This window comes from Geotalea sp. SG265 (assembly GCF_022808985.1).
Lineage (GTDB): Bacteria > Desulfobacterota > Desulfuromonadia > Geobacterales > Geobacteraceae > Geotalea.
In genome coordinates, this window is sequence record NZ_JAKZFT010000014.1 from 85,014 (window position 1) to 108,453 (window position 23,440).

A 23,440-nucleotide genomic window follows, 5' to 3' on the forward strand; every position below is an offset into this window, starting at 1 on the left:
CCTCCTGATTCATTCGTACTCGATTGCCTCGGTAATCTTCAGCCGTGCCGCCTGGCGCGCAGGAATACAGGCGGCCAGGGTCGAAACGAACGGAAGGGTGACGAGAAGCTGGGCCATAATTTCCCAGGGATACTCATGGGGCATGCTCCAGCCGGTGTAGAACCGCGCCACCGCCCCTTCCATGAAGGCGGCGAAGAGATTTCCGGCCGGAATCGCCACGATCACCGCCACCAGAGAGATTACCAGCGCCTCCACCACGACGCTGCGGACTATCTGCGACGGGATCGCACCGAGGGCTTTCAGCACGCCGATCTCCCTGGTACGCTCGGCCACCGAGATGAGCAGCGAAGTGACGATCCCCAGGAAGGCCACCACCAGAGCTAGGAACACGGTAACCCGCGTCAGGGCGTGAAAGGCGTCGATGGCCTTCTTGATCTCGGCGATGAACTCCTGCCGGGTGGAAATCAGCGCCGGCATCTTCCCCGCAAGCTTCGCCCGCATCAGGTTGCGAACCTGGCCCACATCCGCTCCGGCAGCCACCGATACGTCGAATATGTCCACCCGGTCATCCTGCCAGTGGCGCAGATAGGTATTCCTGTCCATATAAATGGCGCCCTGGTCGGAGCCGTAGTCCCGGACCACCGCGGCTATGGGAAAACGCACTGGTCCCGTGGGAGTCATCAGCTCCACCGACTGCCCGACCCCAAGGTTGAAGCGGCCGCAGAAATTCTCCGAAACGAAGCACATCCCCTGTCGGCCGACCCCCTGCACTATCGATTGCTCATTGCCGCTGAAGTATTCGTACTTGATCCGTTTCATCACCGGCCCAACCTCAAAGGAGCTGATGACGATCTGATGTCCCTGGTAGAAGGGACGGATGGTCCTGACGGATTCCACCGCCCGCACTCCCGGCACCTTCAGCAATTCCTGCCGCAAGGTTCCGGGAAAGAGGAAATCGGGGCGCGACCAGTTGGCGGACGCCCGCACGTAGAGGTCGCTGGTAAGGACGTCGTCCATCCATTTGACCATCGTCGCCGTCATCGATCCCATGTATCCGCCGAGCCCGAACACGAAGGTGAGGGAAAAAGCCATGGCCATGACGGTGCCGGAGGTCCTGCGGGGAGCCCCCAGGAGGGCGTCGGAGCAGAGCCTACCCGCGACCGGCGACAGCCCCATGAGCAGTGGGGCAAGGAGTCGCAGGATCAATCGGGAAAGCGGCCCTACGAGAAGCACCATTCCAACTCCGCCGAGGGCCATGATGGAAAGGATGAGGGGGTTTCCCGCATAGGGGGGAAAGAGGGCCATGAGAATGGCGCAATCTAAGGCAACAACGCCTGCTGCGATGCGGGGTGCCTGGTTTGCGGCGATCTTCGCCTGGAAAGCTCCTTTGGCAAAGGCCTCGGTGGGGGAAATCCGGGAGGCTGCAAGTGCCGGATTCCATGCCCCTATCAGAGACGCGACAATTCCGAGCAGCACCGACTCCAGGATGATGCCTGGAGGAAACCGGACGGAGCCTCCGGAAGAGGTGACCCCATAGATGGTATCTGTTGTCTGCCCCATCATCTTGAGGAAACCTTCAGCAATGGCCCCCCCGGCCAGACAGCCGACAGCGCCGCCGATCAGACCGATAACCAGCGCCTCCATGAGAAAGAGGGACTGCACCTGCCGCGGTGTGGCCCCCAGGGCGCGCAACGTACCGATATCGCGGCGTCGGCGGTTCACCGCCACATTGAAGGCGTTGAAGATGAGAAAGGTGCCGATGGAGAGGGCAAAGCCGCTGGTGATGTTGAAGCCGGCAACGAAATTGTTAACCGTCTGCTCCATCTGCTTGCCCCGGCGGTCCGGGGTTTCCACACGATAAGCAGGGCCGAGGGCCTTCGCCAGCGTCGCCGTCCCCTGGGCCACAGTTGTCCCCTCCGCCAGCCGCACATCGATGCGGTCGAAGCGGCGGCCCCGGCCGAAGAGCTCCTGGGCGGCATAAACATCCACCACCATCAGGTTGCCGCCGAAGGCCTCGGCAAATCCCTTGGGAGAAAGAAGTCCCCGCGCCGCAACCCGTCTCACCCCGGTCGGCACCCGCACCGGCAGTGTATCACCGGTCTTGAGCCCCGCCCTCTGGGCAAAATCGCGGGTGAAGATCGCCGAGTCGGGTTGGGCGAGGAAGAGGAGCGGATCGTCCAAGTCGGCATCCTCCCCCTCGAAACCGTATTCCCGCATCTCCCGGTCCCCCAGGAGATCGATGCCGATCACCATCAGGCTCCCCAGTTCTCCCCGCTCCGGCACCACGATCTGTTCGATGACCGGCGAGATCGCCCGGATGCCCGGAAGGGCACGGACCTTCTCCTGGACCTCCTCCGGCACCCCTCCGGCCATGGTTATCTGCAGATGGGCCTTGCCGGCGACCCGGTCTACCGTGGAACGTATCCCCTTGACCAGGGTCCCCTGGGCGCTGCGGATGGCGCTGAAAGTGGCAACGCCGACCACCACCCCCAACAGGGTCAGCATTGTCTTCATCAGGTGGCGCCTGACATAGGAGAGGGACAGGGTGCGGAGCAGGAAGTTCATCTTCCACCTCCGGCCACGGGACCGTCACCCTCCACCCTGCCGTCCCGAAGCCTGATGAGCCGGTCGCAGGCGGAAGCGGCATGGTGGTCGTGGGTGACCATGGCGATGGTGGTTCCACGCTCCCGGTGGATGGCGCGGAGCAGGTTCAGGATCTCTTCTCCCCGGGCGGTGTCCAGGTTGCCGGTGGGCTCGTCGGCCAAAAGCAGCGGCGCACCGGTAACCAGCGCCCTGGCGATTGCCACCCGCTGGCGTTCGCCGCCGGAAAGCTCATCGGGAAGATGACTCGATCGCCCCTCCAAACCGACGTCTTTCAGGGCTTGGGCAACCCTGCGACTGACCTCGGCGGAAGATTCTCCGGCCAGGTGCAGGGGCAGCGCCACGTTCTGGCTCACCTTCAAGGTCGGCATGAGGTGATAGGCCTGGAAAATATAGGAAATCGTAGTCCGGCGGAACATGGAACGCTCCTTCTCCCCCTTGTCAGCCAAGTCGGTTCCTGCCACCAGAATCGAACCGGATGTGGGGACATCGAGCCCCCCGAGCAGGTTAAGCAGGGTCGATTTACCGGAGCCGGACGGCCCCATGATGGCCACCATTTCTCCCCCAGTGACGGTGAGATCGATTCCGGCCAAAGCCGTTACTGCCGATTTGCCTCCGTAGGTTTTAACCACATTCTGGAGTCTCAGCATCCTTTATTCTCCTTTGTCCCGGCTGCATCCGGATGAACCCAGGCCAGTTCCTGCATATAGATCTTCCTGAACTCGCAGCGTCCCTTCAACCGGCAGCAGAAAGCCCGTCCCCCAAAAATGAAGCGATTGGACCAGAGGTACAGGGGATTCCCCCGGGTATATCTCTTGCGCGTCATCTCCATGAGGTTGTCGATGCCGCGCCGGAAAAACTCCCGGTCCCCGAAATCGAACAGTCCCTCGTGCAGCCACGGTTCCATGCTCCAGCAGACCCCGCGCCGGACAACGTCCAGCCGCTCCGGCTCTATTTGTTCAGGGTCGTCGAACAGGCAAGCTGTAGCAACGATCCTGTTCAGGCCCGCCTCGTCGCGGTCCAGAATCGCCCGCTCCAGATCGCGGATCAATTCCCACTCATCATCGGTGATAATCCGGGTACAGCCGAAATCGATCAGCCCAAGACGGCCATCTTCCATGAATATGAAGTTGCCAGGGTGGGGGTCCGCTAGAAACCAATGCCGCTGGAAGTAGGCCCGGAAGGTCGCGACCGTCAGCAGGGTGGTAAAGTGGTCCCGTTCGTCCTGGCTCGGATTTCGGGACAGGAACTGGTCAAGATGGCTGCCGGCCAGGTAATCCGTTGTCAACACCCGCTTGGTGGTATACTCGCCATAAACCTGCGGAACTACAACCCGATCAGCCTCGGTAAAAAGCTCGCGGGCTTTTTCGTTGAAGTACGCCTCCTGCTCATAGTCGGTCTCCATGAGCAGCATCTGCTCGATATCTGCCAACTTGTCGAGGGTGTTCTGCCAATCGCTGGTAAGGCAGAGCGGCTGGAGCAAGAGGCGGAAATTGCGCAGGTCTGTTCTGATGGTGCGGGCTATGCCAGGATACTGGATCTTTACCGCCACCTCCTCACCGCTCTTGAGCCGTGCACGGTGAACCTGTCCCAGTGAGGCAGCGGCGAAAGCCTCGCGATCGAAGAAAGCGAACAGCTCCTCCGGCTCGCGGCCGAACTCGTCGAGGACGACCTCCCGCACCATGGCGTAGTGCATGGGGGGTGCCTCGAAATGCAGCGCTGACAGCACCTCGGCAAACTCTTCCGGCACCACCTCGGGTAGATTCGCCAGCAATTGGCCGATCTTCATCACCGCCCCCCGCAGGTACCCCATGGTCCCAAAGAGCTTCAGTGCCGCCGCCAGATGGGCTTCACTCTTCAGGCGCTGCCGCTCGTCCTGCCCAACGAACAGACTGCGCAGCCAATAGGCAAAATACCCGGCGGTTAACCGGGCATTGAGGGAACCAAGGCTCCAGATCCGGGCAAACGAGCTGACTGGCACCTTTTTGCCGGCAATGCCGTTTACCAGTTCCGCAAGGCGCTGTCCCGCCGGGTCCATGGCAGGGTCCTTCGGCAAGGCTTTCAATAATAGACTGTGAGAGGTGGCGGTTCTATCACTCTGCCCCATGGAGGGCCTCCTTTTCGCTGCCGGAGATGACCTGGACGAAGGTGCGGACAGCATAGTCAACGAGCGCCTGGGTTTCTTCCTGGTTGGGGGATGTGTCGTTGGTCCAGAAAGCAAGGATGCCCAGGTACAGGGACCAGTAAATGGTCATGGCAACATAATCGGGTGCTTCCGTAAAGCCATGCCGGCCGATGATCTGCTGCACGGCCTTGAGATGCTCGCAGCGCGCTGTTTCACCCTCCTGGCAGACGTTCTTGCGAGGAAATGGGCTTAAGCTCCGCTCCAGGACCGGACCGAGGAACGACCGCAGCGGTCGCAGCCGTCGCAGCCCTGAGTTGATCATTAGGAACAATTCCTCGGACAATTCCTCATCACCGGTCCGACGGCAATGGAAATCGCCGATGCCCGTATGTAGGGCCTCGGTAACAAGGGACATGCCAAGTGTTTCCTTACTGGGGAAATAGTTGAACATGGTTCCGGCAGCCAATCCTGCGGCTATGGCGATGTCCCGGGTGGTGGTATCCTCGAATCCCTTATCGATAAAGAGCTCCGCAGCCTTTTCCAGAATGCGGGCCCGGCTTTCCTGCTTGGCTTGTTCGCTGATGCGCATACCTTCTCCGTAAATGAGTGTGCTCATAATAATCGACAAAAAAGAATGTGGCAAGCAGAAAAATGAGCATGCTCACAAAAAATGGTGGCAATTCAGCTGTCTTGGAATTGGTTTCAGAGGGACTTGATCTGGCAGAACTCGCTCGCAGGCTACCCCAGAACAATTCGAGATTTTCCAATAATTCACCGGGGAGTGACGGAACTGTAACATTTACCAGGTATGTTTCCTTCCTGAAAGGAGCCATCATGTGGAAAGAAGATATCGTTGATCTAAAGCTGAGTCGTTTCTTCGAACAATCGGCCCGGGTTCTCCTGAGCCTTCTGATCGTTGCCATCCTGGCGGCAGTCATGGCCGGAGTCCTGTACACCATCTACGATCTGCGGCTGATCGTGGAGAAGGACTTCCATGGAGCTTTCAAGGCCATTCTCGTTGACATCCTGACCGTTCTCTCACTGGTGGAGGTACTGCGGACAGCCCTCGCCTATTTCACCGAAGGGCGGGTCAAGGTCACCTACATCATCGATACGGTCATCGTCACCGTGCTCACGGAAGTCATGGCCTTCTGGTACCGGGAAATGGAGTGGCAGGAGCTGGGCATGGTCATCATTCTCGTCCTCTCCCTGGCCCTGGTCAGGATCATCGCCGTCCGCTTTTCCCCCAAAAGCCATCGTGCGGAGCTCTGATCCGATGTTAAAATTGTCGTAGTGCAGTTTTCACCTGATCTTTCCCCATCTGTAACACAGTTGTAACATTGCAGCGGTATCACCGTAGCCAACACGAAAAGGAGGCAATCAATGTTCAACTTTGTTCGAAACATTACCCTGTCCTTAACCATTATCGCATTGACAGCCATGGCCGGTCAGGCTTCGGCAGCAACCCTCATCAACGGCGCCGGGGCGACTTTCCCTTACCCCCTCTATTCCAAATGGTTCACCGAATACGCCAAGGTCGATCCGACCGTGAAATTCAACTACCAGTCAATCGGCAGCGGCGGCGGCATCAAGCAGATCACCGCCCAGACGGTGGATTTCGGGGCTTCGGATAAATTCTTGGGGGACGACGAGCTGAGGCGGGTACCCGGCAGGCTGCTCCACATTCCCACCGTCATGGGAGCGGTGGTGGTCACCTACAATATCCCCGGGGTGGGCAAAGGGCTGAAGCTTACCCCTGAGACCCTGGCCGACATCTACCTGGGCAAGCTGAACAAATGGAATGATCCCCGGATCGTCAGGGACAACCCTACGCTGAAGCTCCCCGCCAAGCCGATCATTGTCGTCCACCGCTCAGACGGAAGCGGCACCACCAGCATCTTCACCGACTACTTGTCTTCCGTTAACCAGCAATGGGGCAGCAAGGTGGGCAAGGGAAGCTCGGTAAAATGGCCGGTCGGTCTTGGCGGCAAGGGTAACGAAGGGGTCGCCGGCCAGATAAAAACCACCCAGTACACCATCGGCTACGTTGAGCTGGCCTATGCTGTGGAAAACAAGCTCCCCTATGCAAGCCTGAAGAACAAGAGCGGCGTCTTCGTAGAGCCGACCATCAAGTCAACCAGCGCCGCCGCTGCCGGCGCCGCCAAATCCATGCCCGCCGATTTCCGCGTCTCCCTGGTCAACCAGCCGGGCAGGGATGCCTACCCCATCGTCGGCTTCACCTGGCTTTTGGTCTACCAGGATCAGAAGGACAAGGCCAAAGGGAAGAAACTGGTGGAGTTCCTCAATTGGGAGCTTAAGCAAGGCCAGAAAATGGCTGCAAATATCCTCTATGCGCCACTTCCCGCCAACGTGGCAAAGATGGTGGAGAAGACAGTCAGGACGATCAAGTAGCATCTCCCACGGCTGCCGCGGCTTCGGGAGAGAGTGACAGAGCCACAGCGGTGAGCGGACACCCGCCGATGCATGATCGGAAGCAAGGCTGGAAATAGCAGCTAGCGATGATGCAGCAGCGAACACAAGAGAAAACGCAAGGCCCGCAGCTGTAGCGACCAAACGAACGGACGAAGTTGCGGCAGCCCCATTCCATGACTAATTTCGGAGTATATAGTGTCTCAGGCAGCAATAACCAGCAGATGGAAAATTAAAACAGGCTTGAATGGTGATTTCATCTTCAAGGGGATCACCGTTCTCTTTGCCTTCAGCATTCTCGTCATCCTTTTCCTGATGATTTACGAGATGGTCGAACAGAGCCTGCCCTCCATGGCCAAGTCCGGCTGGCGCTTCATCACCGACCAGAATTGGGATGCAGTGCAGGAGGAATTCGGCGCCCTCCCCTATATCTACGGCTCGGTGGTCTCCTCCATCCTCGCCCTGGCCCTGGCCACCCCCTTGAGCGTCGGCAGTGCCATATTCATTACGGAAATAGCGCCAAAGCGACTCGGCGCCGTCATGGCCTCCCTGGTTGAACTTCTGGCAGCCATCCCCAGCGTCATCTACGGCCTCTGGGGGGTGCTGGTCATGGCCCCCTGGCTGCAAAGCACCGTCCAGCCCTTTCTCATCGACCATTTCGGCTTCCTCCCATTTTTCCAGGGGGCTCCCTACGGGGTGAGCATGCTGGCGGCCATCTTCATCCTCATGATCATGGTGGTGCCGATCATTACCTCCATCAGCCGTGAGGTGCTGCTGGCAGTCCCCAGGAGCCAGAAGGAAGCCGCCATCGCCCTTGGGGCCACGCGCTGGGAGATGATCCGCATGGCGGTCCTCCCCTATGGCAGATCGGGCATCCTCGGTGCCGTCATTCTCGGTATGGGACGGGCCATCGGCGAAACCATGGCCGTAACCATGGTCATCGGCAACACACCGCAGATTTCCCTGTCGCTCCTCTCACCTGCCTATACCATGCCGAGCGTCATCGCCAACGAATTCGCCGAAGCGACCTCCAAGATCCATTCCTCGGCCCTCATGGAAATCGGCCTGATCCTCTTGGTGGTAACTCTCATCATCAACGCCATGGCCCGGCTGCTCATCTGGAGCGTGACCAGGAGACAGAGCGGGGGTGGCCGATGAAAAGCGTCATCCTGCGCAAAGGGGCCAATATGGCCATGACCGGGCTGATGCTGGCGGCAGCTCTGGCGGTGTTGGTGCCGCTGGTCCTGATCTTCGTCCATATCATCAAGATGGGCTTAAGCTCCATCAGCCTGGACTTTTTCACCCAGATACCGAAACCGACCGGCGAAACCGGCGGCGGCATGGCCAACGGCATGGCCGGATCGGCGGTAATGATCGCCTTGGCTTCGATTATCGGCCTCCCCATCGGCATTTTCGGCGCCATATACCTGTCCGAATACGGTGGCAGCCGCATCTCCACCGTCATCCGCTTCGCTGCCGACGTCCTGGCCGGCATTCCCTCCATCATCACCGGCATGGTCGCCTATACGCTGCTGGTGGTGCCCATGAAGGGATTCTCCGCCCTGGCCGGTGCCGTAGCCTTGGCCATGATCATGATCCCCATCATCCTGCGCACCACTGAAGAGCAGCTGAAGATGGTCCCGGGCAGCCTGCGCGAGGCATCCCTGGCCCTTGGGGTGCCCCTGTGGCGGACCAGCCTGAAAGTAACCCTGAGAAGCGCCATGACCGGCGTCATGACCGGGGTCCTGCTGGCCATCGCCCGCGTTGCCGGAGAAACGGCGCCTCTGCTCTTCACCGCCCTGGGCAACCAGTTCTGGAGCAGCAAGCTGACAGCGCCCATGGCCGCCATGCCGCTGCAGATATTCAACTTCGCCATTTCCCCCTATGAGGACTGGCACCGGTTGGCCTGGGCCGGGGCGCTGGTGCTGGTGACGATCATGTTCGCCCTGAGCCTGTCGGCCAGATACTTCGGCAGAAGCAGACAGAAAAACTGATAAGGATGAGATTTCAATGCAAAACAAGGTAAAACTGGAACAACTCAATGTCCATTTCGGCGCCACCCATGCCGTCAAGGACGTCTCCATGGATTTTTTCGAGAACAGCGTCACCGCCATCATCGGCCCGTCCGGCTGCGGCAAGTCCACGGTGCTGCGAGCCATCAACCGCATGCACGATCTGGTACCGTCGGCCCGAGTGACCGGCAGGATTCTCCTGGACGACAAAGACATCTATGACAAGGTTGCCGACCCGGTCTCCATCCGGCGCCGGGTAGGCATGGTTTTCCAGAAGCCCAACCCCTTCCCGGCCATGTCCATCTATGATAACGTCATCGCCGGCTATAAACTGAACGGCAGGGTCAATCGGAGCGAAGCGGACGAGGTGGTCGAATCCTCCCTGAAGCGGGTCGCCCTCTGGGACGAAGTGAAGGACCGCCTCAAGGGAAACTCCATGGAGCTTTCCGGCGGACAGCAGCAGCGGCTCTGCATCGCCAGGACCATCGCCGTAAAACCGGAAGTGATCCTCATGGACGAGCCCGCCTCGGCCCTCGACCCCATCTCCACCCTGAAAATCGAGGAGCTCATCGAGGAACTGAAGGAGAAATACACCATCATCATCGTCACCCATAATATGCAACAGGCGGCCCGGGTTTCCGACCACACCGCCTTCTTCTATCTGGGTGAACTGGTGGAAGCCGGAGAAACGCGCAAGATTTTCACCACTCCGGACAAGAAACAGACGGAGGATTATATTACCGGACGGTTTGGTTAAAAAAACAGTTCGAGGTTTGGGGTTCGAAGTTCGAGGTTGTAACCGATGAACCTTTAACTTCGAACGTCGAACTTCGAACATCGAACTTTGAGAGGGTTAAAATGGAACGGGAACATTTCAGTAAACAATACGACGCGGAATTGAACGCCATCCGGGAAAAGCTCCTGGAAATGGGGGGCAAGGTGGAGGTGATGATCACCAATGCCATGAAATCGGTGGTGGAGCGGGATACCCCCCTGGCAGAAGAGACCATCGCCTTCGACCACCAGATCAACGGCCTGGAGATGGAGATCGACGAAAAGTGCCTGGAGGTCCTTGCCCGCCGCCAGCCGGCCGCCCGCGACCTGCGCTTCATCACCCTGGCATTGAAGATCGTCACCGACCTGGAGCGGATCGGCGACCAGTGCACCAACATCTGCAAACGGGCCAGGGAATTGAATGCGGAACCTCCCTTGAAGCCTTTCATCGACATGCCACGAATGGCCCTGGCCGCATCAAAGATGGTCAAGGAAGCGCTCGATGCCTTCGTCCGCGCCGATGCAGACCTGGCCATCAAGGTCTGCACGGACGACCAGGTGGTGGACGACCTGAATGAACAGATCCAGCGGGAGCTTTTGACCTTCATGCTCAGCGACCCCAAGACCATTAGCCGCGCCATCAAGATCAACTACATGTCCAAGTGCCTGGAGCGCATCGCCGACCACGCCACCAACATCTCCGAAATGGTCATCTTCATGGTCAAGGGCAAGGATATCCGCCATACCATTGCGTGATACTCAAAAATGGACGCTTAATACGTACGGCCGGGTAGAAATGCCCGGCCTTTTTATTTCCCCCAATGGGCTATCCAGGTGGGTTCGCAGCCGGTGGCGGGGCAACGCTGGTGATGTTGGTGCTGTTTCTTCTGTTGATGAGAAGGAATAGTAAGGCCTGAGTTCGGAATTAAAGTGCTATTCCCCCAATCCCCCAACTCCTTTCTAAATAACTCAAAAACAAATGAAAAAGGACCGTCCTTGTAGGATGGTCCTTTTTCGTTGGGGGTCTGTCGGAATATCACACCCCTCTCACTCAGTCAGGGGCTAAATCAAGAGGACTTTTCGGCTCCTGGATGGTTCTGACCGGCACGCAGTGGGTATAGATCATGGTGGTCTTAAGACTGGAGTGGCCGAGGAGCTTCTGAATGGTGCGGATGTCGTAATTGGCCTGCAATAGGTGCGTTGCGAAGGAGTGGCGGAAGGTGTGAGCGGTGACACGTTTGGTAATGCTGGCCCTGCGCACGGCAACGTAGAGCGCCTTCTGCAACCTGCTTTCATGCACATGGGCCCGTCGTCGCTGCTCACTCGCCTCCACCAGGGTAAGCTCCTTCTGGGGGAAGAACCATTGGTGGAGCAGTTCCCTGGGCGCTTTTGGAAATTTCTTCTCCACCGCATCATCCAGAAACACCCCGTCGTACTCCTCGGCCATATCCCTCTCATGCAGGGTTCTAACCCTTTTAAGCTGCCTGTGTAGCTCTTCGATGATAGATTCCGGCAGCGGCACCGTCCGATCCTTCTTCCCCTTCCCGTGTATTGTCAGAATTTTCGCATCAAAGTTGAAGTCCCGCACCCGCAACTGCAGGCACTCGAAAAGGCGCAGGCCACAACCGAACAACAATTTCACGATCAGTTTGTACGGGTGGTAGAGATGCGTCAGGATGCTGTCGATCTCCTCACGCGACAGCACGACCGGGATATAAAGCGACTTTTTGGCCCGCGGCACGTCACACAGTTCACCAAAGTCCCGCTTAAGGGCGTGGCGATAGAGGAACAGCAGGGAGTTAAAGGCTTGATTCTGTGTGGATGCCGCAACATGGCAGGTAACCGCCAGATGGGTGAGGTACTCTTTTACATCAGCCGTGCCAAGATCCTCTGGCGGCTTGTTCTTCAGGAAACGCTGAAATTGCCGGGACCACAGGGCGTATGTCTTGAGCGTCTTGCGTGAGTAGTGCCGGACCTTGATCTCCGCCGCCAGCTTGCCAATCACCTCATCCCATTCCGGAGAGTCGGACTTTTCTTCATAACCCGCCTCTGAATACCGTGATGCTCTGAGACAGCCGAATAGCTCGCTACGCGGCGTTGGCGCCATTGGCTCAGATGCGGGGCCGGCCTTGAAACGCCCCTTTTCAAACTCGGCCGGTGCCTGATCATCGGTGTTATTTACTGCTATCTTGTTCTGTTCCAGAAGCTCGAAATACAAGGCAACAGCATGGGCTGCTTGCTGGCACTGGGCCGTTGACTGGCCTTTGCTTTTGAGCTTGTCAAGAAACAGCTTAACCTGAACCATCTGATCCTGCTCACTCAGGTATTTACCTGAAAAATCGTAAAAATAGCGCAGCCACTTTTGGTAATACTCCTTGTGCCTCTCAGGGACTCCCCGGACCCTTAACAGGGTCACAAAATTGGTCATCACCTCGTGTGGTACGGAAATCATTGCAAACTCCCCTCAACAAATTCTCCTTTGCACCTGTATGCTTACCGCGGATGCCCTACATCAGTCAACTATGATTAATAATAAACTTCCGAAGGTAGAGCAAATGTGCTAAAAGCGTATCCCAAAAAAATGCGTATCCGAGGGCTGATGAAAACACGAGTAAAGCTCAAACCAGGGCAGCATGGCACGAAAAAACACGTGGAAAAATATGGAGACGCTCTTGTCTGCGTACGGTATCGCTATGATGCTCAAAAGCACAAACAGTATAAAACGGTCGAAATCATCGTGAGTGAATCCGACTGGACTCCGCCACCTGCAAAATATCCAGATAGCACCTTGGTAGCACTGAAAATTGGACCACGGGAAACAGCCATGCAGTCCCGGGTAAAATCAGTCGGTGGTCGATGGAATCCCGACACGAAAGTCTGGATAGTACCATATGGTTGCATACGAGGGACCAACATGGAAAAGTTTATAGTAATAGAAATAGAAGCCGGGACATCACACGGCAAAAATTTATAATACTATAAATTCTGAGGACCAGGATTTGCTAGATTATTTATACTATTATAAAGGTACTGCCTTTATAGTATTATAAACTTCTTTATAATATTAGAAATTTATTTATACATCTATAAAGGGCAGTCTAACTGCTCAATTACGAGTTGGGCAGAAGAAAAGAGAAAAACTATGGACGACGATAAATGGAGACAAACTCTGCAATGCTGCCGTCGTATTTTAGGGCGAGGTAGCTGGAATCCGCATTTAAGTGAATCTTGGTGTGCTTACACGACGTTTAGCAGCCTTGAGCACGGCATTCACTACTGGAGTTGCGGATTTCCAGAAGAGGATGAGTGCTTGGATGACAAAACCGTTGATGGCGGACTGTGGAGCCAATCTTTTCATTATCAAGACCTGGCTCATCTGGTAGTCCCTGCGAAATTCTATTGGGAAGAATACATAGATGGAAAGTTTGAATTTGGCTTTAAAAATCAAAAGATTACGGAATTATCTGAAGAGCTTAAAAAGTTGAAAGTGCCTCACAGGCTTACTGATTTGGTATTAGAGATCAAGCTATATTGAAGGATAATCGAAACACCGGCCCAACAGGCCCTTGGACACCGACCGGGGCTGAGAAGCGCCCCGGCGCGGGTCAAGGGCGCAAGCCGTTAGGCCAAGAAAGGAGCAATCATGGAATATATAAAAGTCTATAAGACGAAAGTTCCAAACGCGGCTATAACCTTGGACCGCATGATTCAACTTGCTTCTGCATTCAGTAAAATTAGGTCAACGGAGATAAGGACACGTTTTTCAAAGCTTCTTGACCATGAGAAACTTAATTTTTGGGATTTCGGTGTAAAAGCAACGGCGGCACTAAATAAGGGAGATTCCGTAAATATTATTTGTGGTTCAAAAGGCTATTTATGTCAGATCATAGAAATAATCAAAGACCCAAATGGCGAGCTTGGAGATATATTCGGGTGGACTCGCATGTACGACGCTCCATATAAAAACGTTTGTGCCTTGACGATAAAATCAGCAAAACAACTTAGTCCTATTGAAATCAAGCAGTTGCTATCTAATTCAAAACAACTTGTCAGCTCCTTCTATAGTCGCGGCCCTTCTCAAACCCCACGAAAACCAGAAGCTTTAAGCGAAGGAAGAGTTGTAGAGTTATCACTGACAACTTTTGAAAGAAACCCTGCCGCAAGAAAATCATGCCTTGACCATTTCGGGCCACAATGCCGTGTCTGCGAATTTGATTTTGAAAAAAACTACGGAGAGCTTGGCAAAGGCTTCATCCATGTCCACCACATTACCCCCTTGTCTCACATAAGAGAAAACTATGCGGTCGATCCCATTAAAGACCTTATTCCTGTTTGTCCCAATTGCCATGCAATGTTGCACATAAGGCAAGGCGAGCCGCTCACGGTTTCAGAATTGAAGACCATCTACAGCTCAACAAAGGCCTAACAATCGGCGGCACTCAGTCGGCGCGGGAAAGGCCCCGCGCCGCTGGTGCGCCTCATCACCGTTGGACATAAAAGAGACGAAAAACCGATGAGTAGCTCGGTGTTGCTTTAGAGCCGCCGGGAGTGGCAGTAATTAAGCGGCGCGAACGGCGAGAGATGGAAACCCAGTCTGCTAGGGCCACGTTGGTGCCGAGAACTAAACTGGGATTGGAAAGGAAGATTACATGACGAACAAAACTTTAGCCGATTTCATCTTTGATTTTGTACTGCCTGCCACTGGGATCTCTTGGATGGGCTTTATTTATTACTCTGCTTATTTATCAAAAAAATACAAAACATTAATCCCATGGGCAGAGGCTAATAAAAAGGAACGCCTGTTCTTCAACTTGTTTATATCGGGATCTTTAGGCGGAATCGCTTTAATTGTTATGGTAGCCATCTACAACAAGTGAATTTAATTTCAGGTCTGAAGCTGCTTCTGTCATTAGGCAGGTGAAAGACGAGAAAAAAGAGGTTCCAACCAAGCCCTTGGACACCGACCGGGGCTGAGAAGAGGCCCCGGTGCGGGTCAAGGGCGCAAGCCGTTGAGTGAGTAATAATGATAGATAGAAAAGCAAGAGACATACTCGCTGAGAACTTCCGGCACCTGATATGCGGACAAATTTCGAACGACCAATTTGAAGACAGGCTGAAAAGAAGCAAAGATGCTGGAGTATGTGAGGTGTTCTACAACGGAGCTTGGCCACTTTACGACGATCTCCACGAACATAAACTGACAGGCAAGTGGGCAATTCCGGAGGAAGGAAAACCGATTGCTGCTCGGTATATCCTCTTCCTGAAAACAGAACTTGAATACGAATGGCCGAGGAAAACAGGGATAAAAGAAGTCCCTTGGGCTTTCCTTGGCCTCTTTACTTTCGGAATATCGTCATTAATCCGCAACAGGATAAAGACTAAAGGAGAAAGAGGCGACAAATCTGTATGGCCATTTTATCGCCGCTCTGACTATGAAGCCGCTCTGAAAGCACCGCCATACCTGAATAGAGAGCACTCAACCAGTAGGAAAACTAGAGGGGACGTACTTAAGAACTTTACTGGCAAATGAACGATTGTGGGTTTTAGTAAAGTTTTTAAGAACGTCCCCTTGGACTCCCAGGAGAAAAGATGAAAAAGCTGATGATTGCTGCAAGTATCCTTTTTATGGCGATTTCAGCATATGCGAATGACTCTGCTGTCGAAGTTTCAGTAGGCGGTCTTAAGCTTCGGAAAGAACACAGCGTGCTAATGGAGACTGAGCGCCTCTTCATATCAAAGGAACTTGTAAGAGTTGAATATGAGTTTAGGAACACCTCAAAAATCCCTGTTTCAAGCGAGGTAGCCTTTCCCCTCCCCGCTATTCTCTATGAGAACCCTGACTATCAAGGAGGGCGGTACTTCGACGATTTTAAAGCTTGGAGTGACGGCAAGGCAATTAAGCTTGAAAAAGAAGTCAAAGCATTTGTGAAGAAACGAGATGTTACCGCCGAGCTCCGTAAAGCTGGAATATCCATTGGTGAGTTCGGTTATTTTGCCCCTGGTGGTGACAACGAAATTACGAAGCTAAATCCTGCCGTCAAAAAGAAACTCGTCAGCATTGGCGCACTCAAGGCTCCAGGTAATAAAGACAGAGATCTGGACTACTGGCCTGAGTGGGAAATACGGATAACGTATCACTGGCGGCAAGAATTTCCGCCAGGGGCTGTTGTGCATATTAGGCATGAATATCCCCCCGTCCCCGGTTATCGTCCTGTACAAGTTCCAAAACTTAAGAGGGAATTCAAGGACACCTGCCTCAACGACAGCGCGTTCAAAGAAGCAAAAAATCGCATATCTAAGAAGATGCAGAAAGAGCCAGGAATCAATAACTATTTCACTGCCAGTTGGGTAAGTTACATTTTGACTACGGCAAACACCTGGCAGACTCCCATAAAAGATTTCGAGATGTCAGTGAAAGGCGAGAAAGATGATCTGGTGTCTTTCTGCTGGGATGGCGTCATTGAAAAGACTGGAGAGGCTGAGTACAGAATACGGAGAACTGATTTTGTTCCAAAGAAGGATCTGAAGGTCTACTTTCTGAACCCATAGGTTCAACTTGCGCCAAGACCGGTCGGCAGAAAACCGCCGCCGGTCAGGCTTATGACGTTGAGCAAGTAAAACTGAAAAAGACAACAAAGCTGATTTAATCAATGGAATAAGACAGCTGGGAGAGTTATGCGTTTTGAGTACATTGCTGGCATCTGTGGAATAGCGGCCTTAACTTGCCAAATGTTGATAGTGGTCGGATTGATAAGGAACATGATCATCCGAAAGAGCTTCATCGGATGGATTTTCCCAGATGGAACAACAAAGAAGGAAAAAATATATTTCGCTGTCACCTTCACACTGATGTTTATATTTGCCGCCACAGGAGCCTTCTTACCAAGAGCAGACGGATAAAACCTTCAAAGCAAGGCAGGAGCTTCTTGTCCCAGAATATTTTCAACAGCAAGAAGGGGTTCTGCCGAGACAATGAACGCTCAACCAGCCGGTTGGACGCCGCCAGTCCCAAAAGGCCGGGCTTGCGGGTCAACCGGGCCCCCGTTGGAAAGGAAGAGTACATGACGAACAAAACATTAGCAGATTTCATCTTTGATTTTGTACTGCCTGCCACTGGAATTTCTTGGATCTGCTTTATTTATTACTCTGCTTATTTATCAAAAAAATACAAAACCTTAATCCCGTGGACAGAGGCTAGTAAAAAGGAACGACTGTACTTCAACTTATTCATATCGGGATCTTTAGGCGGAATCGCTTTAATTGTTATGGTAGCTATATACAACAAGTGACTTGCATTTCAGGTTTGAAGCTGCTTCTGGCGTTAGGCAAGTAAAAGATGAGAAAACAAGAGATTCCAACAAGGCCCTTGGACACCGACTGGGGCTGAGTAGCCGCCCCAGTGCGGGTCAAGGGCGCAAGCCGTTGGCGAGAAAATGGAAGAAAACATGAACAAATTTAAGAAAGCTTGGATGTGCACCAGAACACTTAGCTATTACGCTCTTGGCATGTTGTGGAAAGGCTTTCTTATGGACGATGAAAATGAAAAAAAATATTCAAAATTTAGGCTCAAACGGATTGTAAAAAGTGAAGGTATTCCATACAGGCGTCGCCTCGCCGCAATCAGGCTTTATGAAATTGGCGAACAAGAAATTGCCATCAACTTCCTAATTCAACAAATGAATCTCTATAAGCTCCCCGAAACTTCACCTACAACAATTTATGAGTCATGTGTCAATACGGCTATTGCCCTTGGAAGACTAGGTGACAAACGAACAGAGAAACCTCTGCTTGATGCGCTTGGTAAGCTTCCGTATTTTGGGGCTTCATACGCTTTGAGTCAAATGAACGGCGTGGACATTACTCTTGAGCTTGAAAAACAAGCTTCACTTGAAAACGAAAAAGGGATTCATGCTGTTATAGCTCTTGGTTATCTGAAGAGCGAACGAGTCTTGCCGTGGCTGATCGAAATAGTCGAAAATAAAAAACAATATGATGAACAGCTTAAAAATCAACCATACACCTATGCGCTAACACACTTTGCTTTCAAAATTCTCGGATTATATGACTCGAAAAGAGCTGAAGATATTTTCAAATCAATCCTCGATAGAGACTGGATAGACATATTGTTAGGGGAATATGTTTCCTATGAAAAGTATCCTAATTCTTACGCAATAGGTAATGAAGTTGGTTGGCAAGTTTCAAAGAAATATGGATGGGACAAATATCTGGACACTGATGGAGCGCTGTTCCCTTTCATTCATACCCACATAAGCCACTGGAATACTTATATGAAATCACCATGCCCTTTCAATTCACAAGAAGAGATCGACTCTTTAAAAGAAAAAATCCTGAATGACATTTTGAGGGAATTGGGCAAGCTAGATTAGAAATAGATCGCCAACACTCGGCGGCAGACGGTCTGCGCTTCGCTTGCCGCTACGCCTCACAACCGTTGAGCATAAAGAAAAAGGGGTAACGAATGAGACAGATGTCATTAGCAATATTGATCTCTTTATGTTTGACAGGATGTTTTAGAGAGAGCTCTCAAAAGCATGAGATGGTATTTTACGATCTATGCCTTGCCAATAAAACGGATAAAGATGTTTATGGATCATATGTGTTAGACAATGGTTTTAAAGGTACAGATGGAGTAATAAGTTCCTGGGGTGGAAAAACTGAAGGATTTATGCCAACTAACCCGAATACTAAAATCACGGTAACTTTCAAGGATGACCTAGATTCTATTATCGCAAGCGAAACATTTGAACCAATGAAATACTTTCCTCGTAATCTGGACAAGAGCATTACCACTACTTACACATTATTTCCAGATTCAAAAATACAACTGAGCTTTGAAGTGCATTTAGGTGGAGGCAATACTAAGACAATTATTCCTGGTGAATCAGATAGCGACAAACAAAGACGGGAGAGAGACGACGAATTAGTTAACGCTGCACGTGACGGGGATATCTCCAAAGTTACACGGTTATTAGCTGAAGGTGCAAACATAAATGCACGAAACTCATTTGGTATGAGTCCAATTATGATGGCAGTAATGGGAAAGCATCACGCAATAGTAAAACTGCTCATGACGAAAAACCCGGATCTAACTTTCACGAATGGCAACGGAAAGTCAGTATACGACATTGCACAACAGGATGAAATCTTACGCCATATTCTCCCTAAAAAGTAAAAGATGTCCCAACTCTCGCGTGGACGCGGGCGCGATAAACCCGCGCCGGTCACGCTCATACACGTTAGGAACAGAGGATGAAACAACACCAGAAGGATTCAGTCTTAGCACTCTGCGCAAAAAGCATTGAACCGGCCGAATTCTTTGAACGGTATGGAATTACACCTGATGAAGTCGGAGACGAGGTCAAGCGGATACTGAGCAATGCTCTTGAGAGCAGGGATGCCGAAGAAGTTGAGTACGCTCTCATGCTTGGCTTCTGCTTTTCATTTCCGGACAAGATCCTTCCCCTGATTCATGATTTGCTCGGAGCCGATTGGCATGAAAGTCATGAGAATATGATCAGCATTCTTCAGGACAGAAAGCATCCCTCTAGTGTGGAGTTTATACGGCGGGCAGCCCTGCTGAAACCCGAGTTGCAGTATCTAGAGTATGATGACTATGGTGCATATTACAAAAAGTGCATGTGGGCGCTGCAAGCAATAGGCACCGAGGAAGCCATAGAAGCTATTAAGAGCTTCGCGAGTGCAGAGGACCCTATTCTAGCCAGAGAGGCAAGGTACCGGTTGGAAAACTTCAAACAAAGTAGTTCCTAACCCGCGGCGGCACGCGGTCTTCGCTTCGCTCCGCCGGTGCGCCTTTTGACGTTGAACAACAAAAATGGAATAGGAGAAACACGAATGATGCGATGCCAAATATTACGGGCTCTTCTTAAATCGGAACGCCCCCTTTTAATGCCTGACGCATATGATGCTATGAGCGCTCGAATGATAGAAAATGCAGGATTCAAGGCCATACAATGTTCAGGATTCAGTATGGCTTTGGCTGTAGGCTGCAAAACAGAAGATGATTTGAGCTTAGAACGGAACTTGCAGATAACCCAGGATATCATACGTGCGGTTAGTGTTCCGGTAATGGCCGACGGAGAAGATGGCTTTGGCCCTCCTGAGAAAGTGGCCGCAACCGTTAAAGCGTTTGTGAACATCGGTGCATCAGGAATTAATCTCGAAGACCAGATCCTCAGGTCAAGCGGGCATAAAGGTGTGATTGATACTGATTTAATGGTTGAAAAGATCATTGCAGCCCGCAAGGCTGCCGAAGAAAGTGAAATGTCCGATCTCGTCATCAATGGCAGAACCGATGCTTTAGCTGTGGCAACGGACCGAAAGAGCGGCCTTAGAGACGCGATCGATCGCGCCACTCGATACCTGGAGTCTGGGGCTGATTTGGTTTTTGTTACTTCAGTTGTCACATTGGACGAAGCGAAAACTTTAGCGAAAGAAATCCCCGGCCCTTTAAGTATTGCCGCTGGGCTCCCCAACAACATTGGAACCTTATCAATAGATGATCTTACAAACTGTGGTTTGGCACGAATTAGCCTTCCGACAATTGCAGTCTTCGCGACCATCCGAGCCCTTAAACAAACATTTCGTGCATTCACAGAAAAGAATGACTTACAGGAGTTGCAGCGACTCAACCTACTCTGTTTCATGGATGACGTAGCTAAATTGAAATGAAGTAAAGTGTTCAACCCGCGGCGGCACACGGTCTCCGCTTCGCTCCGCCGGTGCGCCGCTGCCCGTTATGCGAGAGAAAAAATGAAATTGAGAACCGAAAGAATGGCATCTGGTTCGCTATACATTGTCTTGCAGGAGGAGGCGTCCTGGGACTCTTTTGGACAAGATGCTTCAAAATGGATAAAGCGAATTGGAGCAAAGCTAATCAACAAAGCTGATAGCATCGACGAGAGGGTATGGGAGGTCGAATATTCCGGCATTAGCTTTTGGATTTCCTATGATGATTACCAATCATCCATTACGCTTGAACCAAAAGTAAAAGTATCTGATTCCACGGTCGAACGAATTGCGGCTCAAATAGAATCGACTGTATATGCGATGAACAAGACAGATGAAGGCAAACCAGGAGGCGGCACGAGCAAGACGCTTTTCATAGTCGCAACTATTTACGTGATTTTCTACCTAATCTCAATTTTACCGGCATTTGGAAGTAGTCAGAGCCATTACATTCAGAAGTACTCAGCAACAGAAAGGGAAAAGGCGATCATAAAAGACGTATATGAGAACATGCAGCTTCAAGGGAGAATCTCAGCGTGGAGCGTTCTCGGCATCTATTCGCTTTTTGCTTGCTCTTTCATCGGAAGACATAAAAGACGCAGCGCATAACCAGGGCCTTGGACACCGACCGGGGCTGAGAGACGCCCCAGTGCGGGTCAAGGCCCGGCCCGTTATGTGACAAAGAAGGAGAGATTTTTGGACCCAACAATAATGGCGCGCATTGACGCGGCAGTTGCTAAAGCGAAGTCAGTTCCTCCTGAAGAAGCCGCTCGTATTTCGGAACTTGAGCACAAACGTGTTGTCGCTGAGTATGAAAGATTCAGCGAAGATTTCTCAAGAGGCTATTGTTATCTCTGTCACTCTCCATTGAAAACCTTTAGCGTGTCGAAGCCCTGCCTGCATTGGTTATTGCATCCCAAAGGCTTTAAGAAAAAGTCATTTCCCCTCATCTATCAACGCTTCGGGTACTTTCAGATCGAATCATACCTCCGATGGGTCGCCAACTTAGACAAACCGCTGAAGAACATCAACGACCTCTCCGAAGAAAAGAATCCTAATAAGATCATTGAAACAACCATTAAGTATAAGCATTTGGAGTGGTCATTCTCATGCGCACCTAGTGACTTTGAGGGTCATGGCAACTCAGCTTCAGGCAAAGATCCTCATTTTCATTTCCAGATGAAAATGGATAAACGACCGCTCATTGTGTTTAACGATTTCCACATCCCCTTCAAGGAAGAAGACATCTGGAAATTAAAACTTATCATGCAACCAGACTCCAGATTTGAGCACCGTTTTACTTTTGGCGAAAGCATGGAAAATCTGTTTAAGGAAATTCCACTCGAAACACTTATTGACACCTCAGAGGCTACAGAGGACGAAACTGAGGCCAGTTTGAGTCTTGACACTTTAGTGATGGCTAAACCTGGTGAGACAATTAAAGGTGAAGACCTGTATAAAATAATTCAAGAAAGCAAAGCAACTGGGGTGCCATTAGCAAAGCTCGTAGGAAAACTGGATGCTAATGTAACAACTATTGTTTCCCCTGGTCCAGGTGTTCCAGAACTGGCGCAACGCCATGGCAGAGGTAGCGGAAAGAAAACTGAGGACACATAACCAGGCGGCGGCACGCAGGCGCTGAGGCGCTGGTGCGCCCCCACACCGTTAGGCATATCACCTGAGAAAAATGAGTTTTCCATTGAAACCCAAAACACGACAATTTTTAGAAAGAATGGTGGTGCTAGCTTTGGGCGCTGCACTTGTCTTGATAAGTTGCAGCAACCTCTATAATTCCGTATTTTCTTGGTACGACTTTTTGAGCGCACAGAAACACTGGTGCCCAGTTCAAGCAAACATCAGAAATGTTGTCTCGGCTGATAACCCTGGCAAATGGAACGAACCGAAGATCCAGTTTGATTTTGCTGTTCAAGGTAACCATTACGTTGGCAAGCGAATCGATATTTATGATAATGGCAAAGGCAGAAAGGGAATATTTCAATTCCTTGCACAGTATGAACCTGGACAGAGGATTATAATATACTATGACATAAGAGACCCAAACCGCTCAGCGATACAGAAACCAGCTTTTAGCAATGGAATGCTGCTGGTAATTCCTCTCGGAAATCTCTTAATTCTTCTCCCACTCGGACTCAGGCTCATCAAGGAATCACTAGTAAAGACTGCGTCTCCAAAGAAACCATCTAAAGTACTTGCGCCTATCATGCATTACGGAATAGACAGTGACTTAAGTATTATTGAAAATGGCGTTGTGTCTCTAGAACAGGCTCTCAAGATCATTACCCAGAAAAATGCGGAGAATAGTACCATCATGCACACTGACTGCGAAACTGTTATCTCCAAGAGTATGTTCGGTTTTTCAAGAAGCGACGATACATTTGTTGAAATTGCCATTGGAGACATAAACAATTTTGATGTCAGAATTGAAGTTGACGGAAGCTTTGAGAAGGAACTACATTCCATTCCATTTGAAGTATTAATTAATATCACAAAGAACTTTTTTGCTTTAAAACCGAAAGCTTTTAAGCGGTTCATATGCGAAGCGCCCAACAGGCCAGTGGAGCGGTGAACCCGCTCACCGGCCCACCGTTGAGCGAGGAGAAAGATGAAAGGCATACCCCATATGAAATTTGTATCCTTCGTTTTATTGGTAGTCATGTTGGCAGCACCGTCATTGCTCAAAGCCGAGAGTGCACCATCAAACCTTGTTTCA

General features: G+C 51.7%; 25 protein-coding genes. 20 read left to right on the forward strand and 5 right to left on the reverse strand.

Features of this window, described 5'->3' with window-relative positions:
* Window positions 1-9: 9 nt before the first annotated feature.
* The 4 genes from ML541_RS15115 to ML541_RS15130 are packed head-to-tail and all read right to left on the reverse strand — an operon-like array spanning window position 10 to window position 5,315.
* A complete protein-coding gene (locus ML541_RS15115) occupies window positions 10-2,565 on the reverse strand; it encodes an FtsX-like permease family protein (protein ID WP_243374105.1) in 2,556 nt (851 codons plus the stop codon).
* Window positions 2,562-3,251: an ABC transporter ATP-binding protein gene (locus ML541_RS15120; RefSeq protein WP_243374106.1), complete on the reverse strand. Its 690-nt coding sequence runs from the start codon at window positions 3,249-3,251 to the stop codon at window positions 2,562-2,564. The genes ML541_RS15115 and ML541_RS15120 overlap by 4 nt, the downstream gene beginning before the upstream one ends.
* Window positions 3,245-4,708: an AarF/ABC1/UbiB kinase family protein gene (locus ML541_RS15125; RefSeq protein ID WP_243374107.1), complete on the reverse strand. Its 1,464-nt coding sequence runs from the start codon at window positions 4,706-4,708 to the stop codon at window positions 3,245-3,247. Before ML541_RS15125 ends, ML541_RS15120 begins: the two co-directional genes overlap by 7 nt.
* Window positions 4,695-5,315, reverse strand: coding sequence for a TetR/AcrR family transcriptional regulator (locus tag ML541_RS15130; protein WP_243374109.1), 621 nt, complete (start codon window positions 5,313-5,315; stop codon window positions 4,695-4,697). Before ML541_RS15130 ends, ML541_RS15125 begins: the two co-directional genes overlap by 14 nt.
* A 245-nt stretch (window positions 5,316-5,560) precedes the next feature.
* Here ML541_RS15130 and ML541_RS15135 point away from each other — a divergent pair, with 245 nt between their 5' ends.
* The 6 genes from ML541_RS15135 to phoU all read left to right on the forward strand — a co-directional run bounded on the left by ML541_RS15135 (window position 5,561) and on the right by phoU (window position 10,698).
* Window positions 5,561-5,998, forward strand: coding sequence for a phosphate-starvation-inducible PsiE family protein (locus ML541_RS15135; protein WP_243374111.1), 438 nt, complete (start codon window positions 5,561-5,563; stop codon window positions 5,996-5,998).
* Window positions 5,999-6,109: 111 nt separating this feature from the next.
* Window positions 6,110-7,138 carry a phosphate ABC transporter substrate-binding protein PstS gene (pstS, locus tag ML541_RS15140; protein WP_243374113.1) on the forward strand — a complete coding sequence of 343 codons (1,029 nt, stop codon included), beginning with the start codon at window positions 6,110-6,112 and terminating at the stop codon, window positions 7,136-7,138.
* A gap of 216 nt (window positions 7,139-7,354) precedes the next feature.
* Window positions 7,355-8,314, forward strand: a complete 960-nt coding sequence (gene pstC / locus ML541_RS15145; RefSeq protein WP_243374114.1) for a phosphate ABC transporter permease subunit PstC — start codon at window positions 7,355-7,357, stop codon at window positions 8,312-8,314.
* The gene (gene pstA / locus ML541_RS15150; protein ID WP_243374115.1) at window positions 8,311-9,150 is read left to right on the forward strand and encodes a phosphate ABC transporter permease PstA; all 840 of its coding nucleotides are present in this window, start codon (window positions 8,311-8,313) and stop codon (window positions 9,148-9,150) included. Before pstC ends, pstA begins: the two co-directional genes overlap by 4 nt.
* 16 nt (window positions 9,151-9,166) lie before the next feature.
* On the forward strand, window positions 9,167-9,925 hold the full coding sequence (gene pstB / locus ML541_RS15155; RefSeq protein ID WP_243374116.1) for a phosphate ABC transporter ATP-binding protein PstB: 759 nt from the start codon (window positions 9,167-9,169) through the stop codon (window positions 9,923-9,925).
* Window positions 9,926-10,026: 101 nt separating this feature from the next.
* On the forward strand, window positions 10,027-10,698 hold the full coding sequence (gene phoU, locus ML541_RS15160) for a phosphate signaling complex protein PhoU (RefSeq protein WP_243374117.1): 672 nt from the start codon (window positions 10,027-10,029) through the stop codon (window positions 10,696-10,698).
* A gap of 295 nt (window positions 10,699-10,993) precedes the next feature.
* Here phoU and ML541_RS15165 read toward each other — a convergent pair whose 3' ends face one another.
* Window positions 10,994-12,394: an integron integrase gene (locus tag ML541_RS15165; protein ID WP_243374118.1), complete on the reverse strand. Its 1,401-nt coding sequence runs from the start codon at window positions 12,392-12,394 to the stop codon at window positions 10,994-10,996.
* Window positions 12,395-12,541: 147 nt separating this feature from the next.
* On the opposite strand from ML541_RS15165, the gene ML541_RS15170 reads away from it, so the two are divergent.
* The 14 genes from ML541_RS15170 to ML541_RS15235 all read left to right on the forward strand — a co-directional run bounded on the left by ML541_RS15170 (window position 12,542) and on the right by ML541_RS15235 (window position 23,296).
* Window positions 12,542-12,916 (forward strand): hypothetical protein, encoded by a 375-nt coding sequence (locus ML541_RS15170; RefSeq protein WP_243374119.1) that lies wholly within the window; start codon window positions 12,542-12,544, stop codon window positions 12,914-12,916.
* A 168-nt stretch (window positions 12,917-13,084) separates the two neighbouring features.
* Window positions 13,085-13,477: a hypothetical protein gene (locus ML541_RS15175; RefSeq protein WP_243374120.1), complete on the forward strand. Its 393-nt coding sequence runs from the start codon at window positions 13,085-13,087 to the stop codon at window positions 13,475-13,477.
* 108 nt (window positions 13,478-13,585) lie between these two features.
* Entirely contained in the window at window positions 13,586-14,368 is a 783-nt protein-coding gene (locus ML541_RS15180) for an HNH endonuclease (protein ID WP_243374121.1), read from the forward strand.
* 223 nt (window positions 14,369-14,591) lie between these two features.
* Window positions 14,592-14,819, forward strand: a complete 228-nt coding sequence (locus tag ML541_RS15185) for a hypothetical protein (RefSeq protein WP_243374123.1) — start codon at window positions 14,592-14,594, stop codon at window positions 14,817-14,819.
* A gap of 146 nt (window positions 14,820-14,965) precedes the next feature.
* Window positions 14,966-15,472, forward strand: a complete 507-nt coding sequence (locus ML541_RS15190) for a hypothetical protein (protein WP_243374125.1) — start codon at window positions 14,966-14,968, stop codon at window positions 15,470-15,472.
* A gap of 59 nt (window positions 15,473-15,531) precedes the next feature.
* A complete protein-coding gene (locus tag ML541_RS15195; protein WP_243374127.1) occupies window positions 15,532-16,491 on the forward strand; it encodes a DUF4424 family protein in 960 nt (319 codons plus the stop codon).
* Window positions 16,492-16,868: 377 nt separating this feature from the next.
* Complete coding sequence (locus tag ML541_RS15200; protein ID WP_243374129.1) at window positions 16,869-17,231, forward strand: hypothetical protein; 363 nt, start codon at window positions 16,869-16,871, stop codon at window positions 17,229-17,231.
* Between the two features lie 156 nt (window positions 17,232-17,387).
* Window positions 17,388-18,329, forward strand: a complete 942-nt coding sequence (locus ML541_RS15205; protein WP_243374131.1) for a hypothetical protein — start codon at window positions 17,388-17,390, stop codon at window positions 18,327-18,329.
* 92 nt (window positions 18,330-18,421) lie between these two features.
* The gene (locus ML541_RS15210; RefSeq protein WP_243374133.1) at window positions 18,422-19,135 is read left to right on the forward strand and encodes an ankyrin repeat domain-containing protein; all 714 of its coding nucleotides are present in this window, start codon (window positions 18,422-18,424) and stop codon (window positions 19,133-19,135) included.
* Between the two features lie 77 nt (window positions 19,136-19,212).
* The gene (locus tag ML541_RS15215; RefSeq protein WP_243374137.1) at window positions 19,213-19,731 is read left to right on the forward strand and encodes a hypothetical protein; all 519 of its coding nucleotides are present in this window, start codon (window positions 19,213-19,215) and stop codon (window positions 19,729-19,731) included.
* Between the two features lie 87 nt (window positions 19,732-19,818).
* Window positions 19,819-20,652: an isocitrate lyase/PEP mutase family protein gene (locus tag ML541_RS15220; RefSeq protein WP_279342536.1), complete on the forward strand. Its 834-nt coding sequence runs from the start codon at window positions 19,819-19,821 to the stop codon at window positions 20,650-20,652.
* 81 nt (window positions 20,653-20,733) lie between these two features.
* Window positions 20,734-21,318, forward strand: coding sequence for a DUF3630 family protein (locus ML541_RS15225; protein WP_243374139.1), 585 nt, complete (start codon window positions 20,734-20,736; stop codon window positions 21,316-21,318).
* Between the two features lie 87 nt (window positions 21,319-21,405).
* Window positions 21,406-22,326 (forward strand): hypothetical protein, encoded by a 921-nt coding sequence (locus ML541_RS15230; RefSeq protein WP_243374141.1) that lies wholly within the window; start codon window positions 21,406-21,408, stop codon window positions 22,324-22,326.
* A gap of 82 nt (window positions 22,327-22,408) precedes the next feature.
* A complete protein-coding gene (locus ML541_RS15235) occupies window positions 22,409-23,296 on the forward strand; it encodes a DUF3592 domain-containing protein (RefSeq protein WP_243374143.1) in 888 nt (295 codons plus the stop codon).
* The last annotated feature ends 144 nt before the right edge of the window (window positions 23,297-23,440 follow it).